The organism is Janthinobacterium sp. NKUCC06_STL, from assembly GCF_019345455.1.
Lineage (GTDB): Bacteria > Pseudomonadota > Gammaproteobacteria > Burkholderiales > Burkholderiaceae_D > Janthinobacterium > Janthinobacterium rivuli.
On the sequence record NZ_JAHKQY010000003.1, the window covers coordinates 131396 to 145390 of the forward strand.

The following is a 13995-nucleotide window of genomic DNA, read 5'->3' on the forward strand; positions in this document are numbered from 1 at the left end:
TTTGCTATGCGTGATTGCTGGAGCGGTAACCGATTCTAAATCCACCCCAGTGCTTGCCCTCGACGTGGATGGGCACGGACAAATCGTGCATGACCTCGCCCGTGTCGCGTTTATACGTCTGCAACAGGAAAGCCCTGGTGTTGCTGCCGCAGCGCTTGCCCGTGCGGTCGCTGAAGATGCGCTTGGTGCGGTTATTGACCATGTCGGTGGCGTAGTCGCCCGTCAGCGGCTGGGAAAACTTCTTGTTGTGCGTCGGAAAATAGCCATTGTTGTCGACGGCGCCCGCGTAGGCCAGGTGGGGCAGGGCGGCCAGCACGCCTTCCTGCAAGTCGGGCAACACCTTGTCCGTAAAGGCGTCGAACTTCGTGTTGTGCTTGGGCGGATTGGTATTCGGGATGGGGCGATAGTGGCGGTCGAACAGGGCTTCGCGCGTGATGCGCCCCGACGCGATCGCTTGCTCGAACAGTTTGCCCACCTCGCGCGCGGCGCGCTGGGCCGCCTCGCGGATCTCGTCGTGCGGCGTGGCCACGCTCGATTCGCCGAGGGCCCCGGCGATCACTTCGGCCCGCTCGGCCAGGGCCATGGCCGACTGCGTGGCGCGCGGCAATTCGGCATTCGTCGACAGCATGCTGTCGCGGATTTGCAGGATGGCATCGGCGATCACTTGCGTCGTGTCGACGTGCTCGCGCGAGGCGCGGGCGATCTGCCCGATCTCGTCTTCCGACTCGCCCGACGATTCCTCGATATGGCTGAGCGAGGCATGCACGCTTTCCACGTTGCGCGCCGCTTCCGTGACACCGGCCGCCAGCGAACTCATGCCACGCGCGGCTTTTTCCGCCTGTTCATTGATTTCGCGCACCATCACGCTGATTTCATCGGAGGCTTCCTTGGTGCGCTGCGCCAATTGCCGCACTTCCCCGGCCACCACGGCAAAACCGCGGCCGTGTTCGCCGGCGCGCGCCGCTTCGATGGCGGCGTTCAGCGCCAGCAAGTTGGTACGCGCGGAAATATCGGAAATGGCTTCCGTAAAGCCCGTGATGCGTTTGGATTTTTCCTGCAAGCTCAGCATGTTGCTGGAAGCGCCTTGCGCTTCTTCGCGGGCGCTATTGATGCGGCGCAAGCCTTGGTCCACTTCGGCGCGCGCCGCCACGCTTTCCACGCGCACGCCGGCGGCCACCTTGGCGGCCCGTTCCGCATTGGCGGCGATCTTTTCCGTCATGGCGGCATTTTGTACCGAGCTGTCGGCGATGTCGCTGGCCGTGCGCACGTCGAGTTCCACCTTCTGTTTGACGGAATCGACAAAATACGAGGTTTCCGCCGCGCCGATCATGATGGCATCGATGGCGTTGCCCACCGTGTCGGCGAACTGGTGCAAGCCCGGTTCGCCGCGCGGACGGCCGGCAAACGCCAGCAGCGCGGCGCCGATGGCGGCGCCCACGCAGGCAATCAGATAGGGATGCTCGCCGCCCGACAGCAGCAGCAAATAGGCCAGGCAACAGGCGACGGCCATGGCCAGGATCGTGAATACAAAGAAACGCACCAGCTGATGCTGCAACTGCTTCATTTGTCCCCCGCTGCGCGAACCCGTCACGTCCCGGGAGGGACGTGCTGTGGCCGTATGCGGGTGGGCACGATTGCCCACCTTGCACCCTGAATACAACGTCTGCGCGTCGTTTTCAGGCCGGCTACCGGATAGCAGAATTGTAGTTCTACCCTACAACATTTGTTCCGATAGCTCAATCAGAAAAACGGGACCACTACACCAGGGTCACTTAATTGGCAATTTGGTGGTGTTTTTGACCTCTTCCATGACGGCATAAGTGTGGGTTTCCCGCACACCTTTCTGCAACAAGGTCTTGCCCAGGAATTCGCGGTAGGCGGCCATATCCTTGACGCGCGCCTTGACCAGGTAATCGAAACCGCCAGCGACCATATGACATTCCAGTACCTCTGGAATGATTTGTACGCTATGCTTGAAGGCGTCGAACACTTCCGGTGTCGTGCGATCGAGCACCACTTCGATGAACACCAGCAGCGACACGTCGAGCAGCTGCGGGTTCAACTGGGCCGTATAGCCCATGATGTAACCGGATTCGTGCAGCTTGCGCACGCGCTCCAGGCAGGCCGCCGGCGACAAGTTCACGCGCGCGGCCAGCTCCACATTGCTGATGCGTCCATCGCTCTGCAATTCCATCAAGATTTTCTTACTGATCTTGTCCAGCATTACCATCACCCCCAAATTAATATTATTTGGTTAAATTGTCGCATCAAAAACTATCTATTGCTAGTCCCCTGTATTACCAGAATTAATCCATAAGAATCCCCTTTACAATCGAATCATCTTAACGTCCGACTTTCTGTATTTTTTTGCACCAAAAAAGAGCAAGAATTACGTCAGTTTTCGTCCCCTTTTCCTTGTAAAGAGCACTTATGCACCCTGCAGGCCCCTCGGCTTTTACCCCGATTCCTTTTGCTGCGTTCCAGGCAGAAATCCTGCCCGAAGCGACACCACAACGCGCCGCCATCACCGCCGCCTATAGGCGCGATGAGGTTTCCGCCGTGCAGTGGCTGTTGCAACAAGTGCGCCCCAGCAGCACCGAAACGACGGCCGAAGGGCAAGCGCTGGCGCACCGTCTGGTCTCGAACGTGCGCCAAAAACGCACACGCGCCTCCGGCGTCGATGCACTGATGCACGAGTTCTCGCTGTCGTCGGAAGAAGGTGTTGCATTGATGTGTCTGGCTGAAGCGCTGTTGCGTATACCCGACAGTCAAACGGCCGATCGCCTGATCGCCGACAAAATCAGCAAGGGTGACTGGAAAAAACACCTGGGCGAATCGCCGTCGCTGTTCGTCAACGCGGCCACCTGGGGCTTGCTGATCACGGGCAAACTGGTCAGTACCAGCAGCGAATCGGGCCTCGGTTCGGCCATGACCAAGCTCATCGCCAAAGGCGGCGAACCGCTGATACGCAAGGGTGTCGATCTGGCCATGCGCATGCTGGGCAACCAGTTTGTAACGGGCCAGACCATCGAAGAAGCGCTGAAGAACAGCCGCGAGAATGAAACGCGCGGCTACCGTTACTCGTACGACATGCTGGGCGAGGCGGCCCTGACGCAGCAGGACGCGGCCAATTACTACGCCTCGTACGAAACGGCGATCCACGCCATCGGCAAGGCCTCGAACGGCCGCGGCATCAAGAACGGCCCCGGCATTTCCGTGAAACTGTCGGCCCTGCACGCGCGCTACAGCCGTGCCCAGCGCGCCCGTGTCATGGAAGAATTGCTGCCGAAAGTCAAAGCGCTGCTGTTGCTGGCCAAACAGTACAACATCGGCTTCAACATCGATGCGGAAGAAACGGACCGCCTGGAACTGTCGCTCGACCTGATGGAAGCACTGGCCTTTGATGCAGAGTTGGCCGGCTTCGAAGGCATCGGCTACGTGGTGCAGGCGTATCAGAAGCGCTGCCCGTACGCCATCGATTACCTGATCGACCTGGCGCGCCGCAGCGGCCGCAAGTTCATGGTGCGCCTGGTAAAAGGCGCGTATTGGGATGCGGAAGTCAAACGCGCGCAAGTCGATGGCCAGGAAGGCTATCCCGTCTACACGCGCAAGGTTTACACGGACGTTTCTTACCTCGTGTGCGCGCAAAAACTGCTGGCCGCCAGCAAGGATATCTACCCACAATTTGCCACGCACAACGCGCAAACCCTGTCGACCATTTATACCTGGGCGAAACGCGACGGCATTACCGACTACGAATTCCAGTGTCTGCACGGCATGGGCGAGACCTTGTACGACCAGGTCGTCGGACGCGATAACCTCGACAAGCCGTGCCGTATCTACGCCCCTGTCGGCTCGCATGAAACCCTGCTGGCCTACCTGGTGCGCCGCCTGCTGGAAAACGGCGCCAACTCGTCATTCGTCAACCAGATCGTCGACGAAAGCGTGGCCATCGATAGCCTGATCCGCGATCCCCTCGAGCAGGCGCGCCTGCAGGGCGGCTTGCCGCACCCGTCGATTCCGCTGCCGCTGGACATGTTTGGCAATGAACGCAAGAACTCGGCCGGCCTGGACCTGTCTAATGAAGACACCTTGCGCACCCTGGCCACCGGCCTTGCGCAGCAGCAGACATGGCAGGCGGCGCCGCTGATCGATGGCGCCGTCAGCCTGAATGGCCCCACGCACATGCTGCACAACCCGGCCCAGCACGACGATGTCGTGGGCAAGGTCATGGAAGCCGGTCCGGCCGACGTGGAAACGGCCCTGGCCAGCGCCAGCGCTTACGCCATGGATTGGCAAACGACGGAACCGTCGATCCGCGCACAAGCCTTGTTGCGCGCGGCCGACCTGTTTGAAGAGCATCACATCGAGCTGATGGCCCTGGCCGTGCGCGAAGCGGGCAAGTCCCTGCCGAACGCGATCGCGGAAATCCGCGAAGCCGTCGACTTCCTGCGCTACTACGCGGCGCAGGTGGAACACGCGCCGAACACCCTGGCGCTCGGTCCCGTCACCTGCATCAGTCCGTGGAACTTCCCGCTGGCCATCTTCACGGGCCAGCTGGCCGCCGCCCTGGCCGCCGGCAACGTGGTGCTGGCCAAGCCGGCCGAGCAAACGCCGCTGATCGCCCACCGCGCCGTGCAATTGCTGCATGCGGCCGGCGTGCCGCGCGGCGCGCTGCAATTCCTTCCCGGCAGCGGCGAGGTCGTTGGCGCCGGCCTGTGCAATGACACGCGCGTAAAAGGCGTGATTTTCACGGGCTCGACGGAAGTGGCGCAATTGATCAACCGCAACTTGTCCGCGCGCGCCGTGGCCGAAGGCATCGACATTCCGCTGATCGCGGAGACGGGCGGCCAGAATGCCCTGATCGTCGATTCGTCCGCCTTGCCGGAACAAGTGGTGCAGGACGTGATGTCGTCCGCTTTCGACAGCGCCGGCCAGCGCTGCTCGGCCTTGCGCGTGCTGTTCCTGCAAACGGAAATCGCCGACAAGACCATCCACATGCTCAAGGGCGCCATGCAGGAATTGCGCGTCGGTAATCCTGACCGTCTGGCGACCGATATCGGTCCCGTCATCGATGCGGAAGCGCAAAGTAACTTGCTGGCGCACATCAACAAAATGAAAACCATGGCCATCGACCATTATTCGCTCGATTTGCCGACCGTCAAAGGCACGTTTGTCGCCCCGACCGTGCTGGAAATCAAGTCGCTGGCGCAATTGACGCAGGAAGTCTTCGGCCCCGTGCTGCACGTGATCCGCTACAAGCGGTCCGAACTGCCGCAACTGGTGCAATCGATCAACGACAGCGGTTACGGCCTGACCCTGGGCATCCATACGCGCATCGATGAAACCATCGATTTCATTACCAAGCGCGCACACGTGGGCAATATTTATGTGAACCGCAACATCGTCGGCGCCGTCGTCGGCGTGCAGCCGTTCGGCGGCGAAGGCAAATCGGGAACCGGCCCCAAGGCGGGCGGTCCCCTGTACCTGAAACGCCTGCAGCGCAATGCACCGGCCGGCACGCAGCACCAGCGCCAGGCGCCGCCGGCCCTCGATGCGCTGACCGTGTGGGCCAAGATGCACGGCCACGACAAGGTCGAGCAACTGGCGCAGGACTATGCGCGCACGACCTTGCTGGGCAGCACCACCGTCTTGCCAGGCCCGACAGGCGAGCGCAATACCCTGAGCTTTGCCGCGCGCGGCACGATACTGTGCGCTGCCGCCACGTCCGGCACCTTGATGAACCAGCTGGCAGCCGTGCTGGCCACGGGTAACCAGGCCCTGGTACTGGCGCAAACGCCGGATCTGATCCCAGGCGACTTGCCGGCGGCGCTGAAAGATCGCATCCAGGTCGTCAGCAGCCTGGAGTCGGTCAAGCATGATTTCCAGATCGCCATGATCGAGCCTAGCCTCGATGCGCAACTCAAACCGCTGCTGGCGGCACGGGAAGGGGCCCTGGTGGGCACCATCGCCACCACGCAGGAGGCTGCCATCCCCCTGTGGCGCCTGGTCGCTGAGCGGGCGCTGTGCGTGAATACGACGGCAGCCGGCGGTAACGCCAGTTTGATGATGCTCAGTGTCTAACATGTAAGCAGGCAGTCAACGCAAAAGGGCAGAACCAATGGTTCTGCCCTTTTTTTATGCACGCTAGATGAAAAATCAGCCAGCCAGGCGGTGGCACAATTGCTGAATCACCGTCAATGCATACGGCGAAGCGACGGTTTGCACGAAACGCATGAAGTCGACGGCCGCCTCTTCGTTGGCGTTGTCGGAAATGGTGCGCATGACCGTAAACGGCACGCCCAGTTCAAAACACACTTGCGCCACGGCGGCGCCTTCCATTTCGACGGCCAGCAGGTCGGGGATATCAGCTTTGAGCTGGTTCACATGAGCGGCGCTGCTGATGAACTGGTCGCCGCTGGCGATCAGGCCGCGGTGCACTTGCGCATGTTGCAGACCGAATTGCGCAATATCGGCCGCCTTGAGCACGCTGGACACATCGTCACGCAGGAAATCTTCCGCAGCGCCAGCCAGTTGCGTGCTCAGTTCCAGGTCGGTGGCAAAGCGCTGCAAGCCCGTCAGCGGCACTTCGAAGCGGGGAAACAAAGGGCGAGCGTCCATATCGTGCTGCAGTAGCGCTTCAGCCACCACGATATCGCCGACTTTCACGCGTTTATCCCCACTACCGGCCACGCCGGTGAAGACGATGTGGGTAACTCCGTACTTTTCCACAAGGATAGAAGCTGTCATGGCAGCGGCAACCTTGCCCAGACGCGACAGGACGCACACAGCGTCGATATTCCACAGGGTCCCCAGGGTGTAGTCGCGCATGCCGTGCGAACGCCTCTGGGGGCCTTGCATGGCTTCTACCAGCCCCTGCTGTTCTTCGTGCAAGGCACTGATGATGCCTAAACGCATATTTTTGTGTGAATTCATGCTGTTTTTTACAGGTTTTGGGGATTGCAAAACGGTTTACATGGTGAAAACAGCCGTTTCGGCGACTTTTCCACCGTTCGCGTTTGTCTCTGTGTTTTAAATAAAGATGTATACATAAAAATAGTAGTGATAGTAAACGGCCATTTTTTTGTGGATAAGTCGGTATACCATCGAAAAATCATCAACTTAGCGCACAAAAAAGTAGGCGCACAAGCATTGTATCTACGCAGGACTTGTTTGGGATAAAAATCGGCTTGTGGACAAAGATCGACTTTTCCCACATCTCATCCTGTGGATATGCAGGCACTTATCCACACCTGCAAGCAAAAGTCGCGGATTTTCTTGCTGTCGTGGCATGTTTGACGTGCTTCGTCAGCATGGACCCAGGTCTGGCAATCAACAGTCAGCGGCCACGAGCGTTGTTCTTTCACCGAGGCCGGCATCAAGGTGATTCCTGGAAGACGGTTTGGCAGTGGCTCGTGAAGTTGCCGTTGGCTTTTTTTTTGACGGTTTTGCATGCTTTTTGGAAATATCCCCGGACTTCCGCTTTTTTTGTCGGTTTACAATAGATCCATATATAAAAATAGTAGTAATAGTAAACGCGTTTTTTTCTGTGGATAAGTCGCTTTTTTTCAACAGGATCAATCGTTTACGCGCAAAATAAAGCGTGCATAATCGCTGTATCAGGCGAGGAGCAAAATTGTATAAAATGCGGGCCTGCGCATAACTTCGTGCTTACTCACAAGTCATCCTGTGGATATCAAGTGACTTATCCACAATCGTTGTAAATTCCCCTTCTTTTCGACATCGAAGCGCTTGCTGGCACTGTGCCTGTCCAGGTCGGTTGACGTTTCCATTTTGCAAAACGGTTTGGCAGTGCAGTGCCCGTGATGCCGGCCGTGCCGGTTTTCGTCGCTCAGTTGTTGGCGCGATTTTTTTTTGTCAGCCAAAGTAGCTCGTCGGCTTTTTTTTTTTGAAGACAGGCTTGCGAACCTTCCCGAAGGGGCAGGGCAGGCAAAGCGTGCGTTGTCGGGTTTACCTTAACAAGATCGTATACAAGAATAGTAATAGTAGTTAACGGGTGCATCTTCTGTGGATAAGTGCTGATTTATCCTTGTAAACAATCGCTTGGCGTGCGGATAAGCGCTGAGTAAGCGTTGTATCTGCCTGGGACGGTTTCTGGACAAAAAAAAGCCGCTGAAAAAATTTTTCGTTTACACACATATCGTCCCTGTGGATATCCATACGGTTATCCACAGCTTGCAGCCCCTTGTTTTGTGCTCTTTTTACCTGGCCGTGACGCTTGTCCGTATCCGTGGCAACGATTAATGTCGCCCTGGCCCGGCACTGGTGGTAATCTCAAGGCGGCTCAGCAGCCATGCATGCATGAAGAAAGACAGACTCTGGTAGCGGAACGCGGCGGGGAGACACGCCGCGCGACAGCTTGATGGCATACCGAAAGGAGCTTCATTGGAATCGGCAGGCGAATACGACTACATCATCGTGGGCGGCGGCACGGCAGGTTGCGTGCTGGCCAACCGGCTCACGCGCGACAAGGATGCCGACGTTTTACTCGTGGAAGCGGGCGGCAAGGACGATTACGTGTGGATCCACATCCCCGTCGGCTATCTGCATTGCATCGGCAATCCCCGCACGGACTGGCTGTATTCCACCCAGGCGGACGCGGGACTGGGCGGGCGCAGCCTGATCTATCCACGCGGAAAAGTCCTGGGTGGCAGCTCTTCCATCAACGGCATGATCTATATGCGCGGCCAGGCCGGCGATTACGACCACTGGGCCGACTTGACGGACGACGCTTCCTGGCGCTGGGACAAGGTCTTGCCGCTCTTTAAGCAAAGCGAGGATTACTACGGCGGCGCCTCGGAAAACCATGGCGTCGGTGGTGAGTGGCGCGTGGAAAAACAGCGGCTGTCGTGGGATATTTTGAACGCCTTCCGCGATGCGGCGCAGCAGGTCGGCATTCCGAAAACCAGCGATTTCAATGGCGGCGACAACAGCGGCAGCGCGTATTTCGACGTCAACCAGCGCCGCGGCATCCGCTGGAATACCTCGAAAGCGTTTTTGAAACCGGCATCGCGCCGCTCGAATCTGACCATCATGACGGGCTGCCACGTGGAACGTTTATTGATTGAAGCTTCGGAGTCGGGACCGCGTTGCACGGGTATCGTGTTTACGGGCGGCGGCACGCAATGGCAGGCGACGGCCAAACGGGAAACCCTGCTGACGGCGGGGGCCATCGGTTCGCCGCAATTGCTGCAACTGTCCGGCGTCGGCCCGGCCGCCTTGCTGCAGCAGCATGGGATTGTTCCCGTGGTCGATGCCGCCGGCGTGGGCGGCAATTTGCAGGACCATCTGCAGCTGCGCATGGTATACAAGGTGCAGGGCGTGAAAACCCTGAACATCATGGCGGGCAATATGCTGGGCAAGATGCAGATCGGTTTGCAATATGCGCTGTTCCAGAGCGGGCCCATGTCGATGGCGCCGTCGCAGCTGGGGGCGTTCGCCAAGTCCGATCCGCTGCAAGCCACGCCGAACCTGCAATATCACGTGCAACCGCTGTCGCTCGACAAATTCGGCGAACCCTTGCACGCGTTTCCCGCGTTTACGGCCAGCGTCTGCAATCTGCGTCCCACTTCGCGCGGCCACGTCCATATCGCGTCGGCCGACAGCTACGCGGCGCCGAAGATCGTGCCCAATTACCTGAGTACCGAGCAGGACCGCAAGGTCGCGGCCGATGCCTTGCGGCTGACGCGCGCCATCGCCGCCGCGCCGGCCCTGAAACAATTCTCTCCGGAAGAATACAAGCCCGGCGTGCAATTCCAGAGCCAGGAAGAGCTGGCGCAGGCGGCCAGCCAGATCGGCACCACCATCTTTCACCCGGTGGGTACTTGCCGCATGGGCCAGACCAGCGATCCGTCGAGCGTGGTCGACAGCCAGTTGCGCGTGATCGGCGTGGCGGGTTTGCGCGTCGTCGATGCCTCGATCATGCCGTACATTACTTCTGGTAATACGAATTCGCCCACCGTGATGATCGCGGAAAAAGCGGCGCAAATGATACATGCGGCGTGGAAATAGCCGGGCAAGCGTGCGAGTTTGCGCCATTCGGGCTGGCGAAAAATCCCCGTAGTTATACTGTATTGTGCGTTAAATTTAAGTTGTGTATTATAAAAATGACTAAGTAGTACAAAAAGTACAACTAGGAGACACGATGTCAAACGTAATCTTGGAAACAAGAAATTTGACCAAGGAATTCAAGGGTTTCACCGCTGTGAGCGAAGTGAACCTGAAGGTAGAGCGGGGCCATATCCACGCCTTGATCGGTCCGAACGGCGCCGGCAAGACCACGTGTTTTAACTTGCTCACCAAATTCCTGGTCCCCACTTCCGGACAGATCCTGTTCAATGGGAAAGATATCACGGCCGCCAAACCGGCCCAGATCGCGCGCATGGGCGTGATCCGTTCCTTCCAGATTTCCGCCGTCTTCCCGCATCTCTCCGTGCTGCAAAATGTGCGCATCGGCTTGCAGCGCCAGCTCGGTACCTCGTTCCACTTTTGGCAAAGCGAACGGGCATTGAACCAGCTCAACGACCGCGCCATGGCCTTGCTGGCCGAGGTCGACCTGACGGAGTTTGCCGACACCATTACGGTCGACATGCCCTACGGGCGCAAGCGGGCGCTGGAAATTGCCACCACCCTGGCGATGGAACCGGAAATGATGCTGCTCGACGAACCGACGCAGGGCATGGGCCACGAAGACGTGCACCGCGTGACCGAGCTGATTAAAAAAGTGTCGGCTGGCCGCACGATTTTGATGGTGGAACACAATATGAGCGTGGTCTCGGGCATCTGCGACAAGATTTCTGTCCTGCAGCGCGGCGCCATGCTGGCCGAAGGCAGTTACGCGGAAGTGTCGCGCAATCCGCAAGTGATGGAAGCGTACATGGGCACCACCCACGCCGAACTGGAAGGGGCACATTGATGACCGTTAGCAACAAGGCACCCGCGCTGGAAATCGCACAGCTGCACACCTGGTATGGCGAGTCGCACATCCTGCACGACGTGAACCTGAAAGTGGAGCAGGGCGAAGTGGTCACTTTGCTGGGCCGCAATGGCGCCGGCCGCACCACCACCTTGCGCGCCATCATGGGCTTGACGGGCGCGCGCACGGGCTCCATCAAGGTCAACGGCGTCGAAGCGATAGGTTTGGCCACGCACAAAATCGCCCACCTGGGCATCGGGTATTGTCCCGAAGAGCGCGGCATTTTCTCGTCGCTATCGACCGAGGAAAACCTGCTGCTGCCGCCGACCCTGGCCAGCGGCGAGAAGGGCATGTCGGTGGAGGAAATCTACGCCATGTTCCCGAACTTGCAGGAACGCCGCCACAGCCAGGGCACGCGCCTGTCGGGCGGCGAGCAGCAGATGCTGGCCGTGGCGCGCATCCTGCGCACGGGCGCGCGTTTGCTGCTGCTCGATGAAATTTCCGAAGGCCTGGCGCCCGTCATCGTGCAAGGGCTGGCGCGCATGATCACCACCTTGAAAGCGAAGGGTTACACCATCGTCATGGTGGAACAGAATTTCCGGTTTGCCGCACCGCTGGCGGACCGGTTTTATGTGATGGAGCACGGTCAGATCGTCGAGACTTTTGCTGCATCCGAACTGGAGGCCAAGATGCCGGTACTGACCGAGCTGCTTGGCGTGTAGTCCCCATGTAGTCTGTTGTACTCGTCATCGTCCAGCAATCGACTGAATAGCAAACAATAATCCCAACGGAGACACTATGAAACGTAACGCTATCGCCATTGCCACCGCCACTCTTTGCGCACTGGGCTTGTCCGCCGCCGCGCATGCCCAGGTATCGGGCGACACCATCAAGATCGGCTTTATTTCCGACATGTCGGGCGTGTATTCCGACGTCGACGGCCTCGGCGGCGCGGAAGCCATCAAGATGGCGATCGCCGATGCTGGCGTCGTATTGGCCGGCAAGAAGGTGGAATTCATTTCCGCCGACCATCAAAACAAGGCTGACATCGCCGCCTCGAAAGCGCGCGAATGGTTCGACCAGCAGGGCGTCGACATGCTGATCGGCGGCACCAATTCCGGCGCCAGCCTGGCCATGGCCAAGGTCGCGGCGGAAAAGAAAAAAATCTTCATCGCCATCGGCGCCGGCTCTTCGCGCCTGACGAATGAAGAGTGCACGCCTTACACCGTGCATTACGCCTACGACACGGTGGCGCTGGCGCGTGGCACGGGCGGCACCATCGTCAAGCAGGGCGGCAAGAACTGGTACTTCATGACGGCAGATTATGCGTTCGGCCACTCGCTGGAAAAAGACACGGCCGAGGTCGTCAAGGCAGCCGGCGGCAAGGTGCTGGGCAGCGTCAAGCATCCGCTGGGCGCCTCGGACTTCTCTTCCTTCCTGCTGCAGGCGCAATCGTCCAAGCCGCAAATCCTCGGCCTGGCCAATGCCGGCGGCGATGCCATCAACAGCATCAAGGCGGCCAACGAGTTCGGCCTGACGAAATCGATGAAACTGGCCGGCTTGCTGATTTTCATCAATGACATCCATTCGCTGGGCCTGAACCTGACGCAGGGCATGTACCTGACGGATGGCTGGTACTGGGACTTGAATCCTGAAACGCGCGCCTGGTCGAAACGCTATTTTGCCAAGATGAAGAAAGAGCCGTCGATGCTGCAGGCGGCCGATTATTCGGCCGCGGCGAATTACCTGAAAGCAGTCAAGGCGATCGGCACGGATGACACCGAGAAGGTCATGGCCTACCTGAAAAAGACCAAGATCAACGACATGTTCACCCAGAATGGCGAAGTGCGTCCCGATGGCCGCATGGTGCACGATATGTATTTGATGGAAGTGAAGAAACCATCCGAGTCGAAGTACCCATGGGATTACTACAAGGTGGTCGCCACCGTGCCCGGCGCACAGGCGTATGTGACCAAGGCTGAATCGAAGTGTTCGCTGTGGAAGTAATGCTGTAGCAACATCCACGGAGTGCTCGCCGCTGCGCGGGCGCTCCGTCCTGCACTTCGCCCGCAGGGTACGCCTTGCGCCGCCGCACCCGTTTGCGGCGGCGCGTTTCCCTTGATACCACACCGCTGTCCGGCGGTGCTTTTTATACTGTGATGCCATGGAAATTTTCGGCGTTCCAATACAAGCGATGATGAGCCAGCTGCTGCTGGGTCTCGTCAACGGCTCGTTCTATGCCATGTTGTCCCTCGGTCTGGCCGTCATCTTCGGCTTGCTTAACGTTATTAATTTCTCGCACGGCGCCATGTACATGATGGGCGCCTTCCTGGCCTGGATGGGCCTCAGTTATTTCGACATCAGTTACTGGGCCATGCTGGTCATCGCCCCGATCCTCGTCGGCCTGGTCGGCATCCTGATTGAAAAGACTATGCTGCGCTGGCTGTATAAACTCGACCACCTGTATGGCTTGCTGCTGACCTTCGGCATCACCCTGATCATGGAAGGCGTGTTCCGCTCCTTCTATGGCGTCTCGGGCCAGCCGTATGCCGTGCCCGAAGCGCTGGCCGGCGCGACGGACCTCGGTTTCATGATTTTGCCGAACTACCGCGCCTGGGTAGTGATCGCTTCGCTCACCGTCTGCCTGGCGACCTGGTTCGTCATCGAAAAAACCAAGCTTGGCGCCTACCTGCGGGCCGGCACGGAAAACCCGAAACTGGTGGAAGCGTTCGGCATCAACGTGCCGCTGATGGTCACCCTGACGTTCGGCTTCGGCGTGGCCCTGGCCGGTTTCGCCGGCGTGCTGGCCGCACCGATCATCCAGGTCTCGCCGCTGATGGGCTCGAACCTGATCATCGTCGTGTTCGCCGTGGTGGTGATTGGCGGCATGGGTTCCATCATGGGTTCCATCCTGACGGGCCTGGGCCTGGGCGTGATCGAGGGCCTGACCCGCGTGTTCTACCCGGAAGGCTCGGCCACCGTGGTGTTCGTGGTGATGGTCATCGTGCTGCTGCTGCGTCCCGCCGGTCTGTTCGGCAAAGAAAAGTAATCCTCATCAG

The 13995-nt window shown here is 59.0% G+C and carries 9 protein-coding genes; 6 read left to right on the forward strand and 3 right to left on the reverse strand.

The features are described from left to right. Window positions 1–4 precede the first annotated feature (4 nt). Window positions 5–1564, reverse strand: coding sequence for a methyl-accepting chemotaxis protein (locus tag KO539_RS13145; protein ID WP_219310033.1), 1560 nt, complete (start codon window positions 1562–1564; stop codon window positions 5–7). A 204-nt stretch (window positions 1565–1768) separates the two neighbouring features. Continuing rightward, window positions 1769–2224: an Lrp/AsnC ligand binding domain-containing protein gene (locus tag KO539_RS13150; protein WP_010393827.1), complete on the reverse strand. Its 456-nt coding sequence runs from the start codon at window positions 2222–2224 to the stop codon at window positions 1769–1771. Window positions 2225–2430: 206 nt separating this feature from the next. Here KO539_RS13150 and putA point away from each other — a divergent pair, with 206 nt between their 5' ends. Further along, window positions 2431–6084, forward strand: coding sequence for a trifunctional transcriptional regulator/proline dehydrogenase/L-glutamate gamma-semialdehyde dehydrogenase (gene putA / locus KO539_RS13155; protein WP_219310035.1), 3654 nt, complete (start codon window positions 2431–2433; stop codon window positions 6082–6084). A gap of 75 nt (window positions 6085–6159) precedes the next feature. Here putA and KO539_RS13160 read toward each other — a convergent pair whose 3' ends face one another. Further along, a complete protein-coding gene (locus KO539_RS13160) occupies window positions 6160–6936 on the reverse strand; it encodes a 5'-methylthioadenosine/adenosylhomocysteine nucleosidase (RefSeq protein WP_257626284.1) in 777 nt (258 codons plus the stop codon). A 1470-nt stretch (window positions 6937–8406) separates the two neighbouring features. Here KO539_RS13160 and KO539_RS13165 point away from each other — a divergent pair. From KO539_RS13165 to KO539_RS13185, 5 genes are all read left to right on the forward strand, one after another. After that, window positions 8407–10032, forward strand: a complete 1626-nt coding sequence (locus tag KO539_RS13165) for a GMC family oxidoreductase (protein WP_219310037.1) — start codon at window positions 8407–8409, stop codon at window positions 10030–10032. 133 nt (window positions 10033–10165) lie between these two features. Next, on the forward strand, window positions 10166–10936 hold the full coding sequence (locus KO539_RS13170) for an ABC transporter ATP-binding protein (RefSeq protein ID WP_035823437.1): 771 nt from the start codon (window positions 10166–10168) through the stop codon (window positions 10934–10936). Continuing rightward, window positions 10936–11658 (forward strand): ABC transporter ATP-binding protein, encoded by a 723-nt coding sequence (locus KO539_RS13175; RefSeq protein ID WP_035823439.1) that lies wholly within the window; start codon window positions 10936–10938, stop codon window positions 11656–11658. Before KO539_RS13170 ends, KO539_RS13175 begins: the two co-directional genes overlap by 1 nt. Window positions 11659–11734: 76 nt before the next feature. Further along, a complete protein-coding gene (locus KO539_RS13180) occupies window positions 11735–12943 on the forward strand; it encodes an ABC transporter substrate-binding protein (RefSeq protein WP_176387850.1) in 1209 nt (402 codons plus the stop codon). 157 nt (window positions 12944–13100) lie between these two features. Then, window positions 13101–13985 carry a branched-chain amino acid ABC transporter permease gene (locus KO539_RS13185; protein WP_034783850.1) on the forward strand — a complete coding sequence of 295 codons (885 nt, stop codon included), beginning with the start codon at window positions 13101–13103 and terminating at the stop codon, window positions 13983–13985. The last annotated feature ends 10 nt before the right edge of the window (window positions 13986–13995 follow it).

Bases quoted from the DNA above. Each gene is read 5' to 3' on its own strand.
- KO539_RS13180 (WP_176387850.1), top strand. From the start codon at position 11,735: ATGAAACGTAACGCTATCGCCATTGCCACCGCCACTCTTTGCGCACTG.
- KO539_RS13175 (WP_035823439.1), top strand. From the start codon at position 10,936: ATGACCGTTAGCAACAAGGCACCCGCGCTGGAAATCGCACAGCTGCAC.
- putA (WP_219310035.1), top strand. From the start codon at position 2,431: ATGCACCCTGCAGGCCCCTCGGCTTTTACCCCGATTCCTTTTGCTGCG.
- KO539_RS13160 (WP_257626284.1), bottom strand. From the start codon at position 6,936: ATGAATTCACACAAAAATATGCGTTTAGGCATCATCAGTGCCTTGCAC.
- KO539_RS13185 (WP_034783850.1), top strand. From the start codon at position 13,101: ATGGAAATTTTCGGCGTTCCAATACAAGCGATGATGAGCCAGCTGCTG.
- KO539_RS13145 (WP_219310033.1), bottom strand. From the start codon at position 1,564: ATGAAGCAGTTGCAGCATCAGCTGGTGCGTTTCTTTGTATTCACGATC.
- KO539_RS13170 (WP_035823437.1), top strand. From the start codon at position 10,166: ATGTCAAACGTAATCTTGGAAACAAGAAATTTGACCAAGGAATTCAAG.
- KO539_RS13150 (WP_010393827.1), bottom strand. From the start codon at position 2,224: ATGCTGGACAAGATCAGTAAGAAAATCTTGATGGAATTGCAGAGCGAT.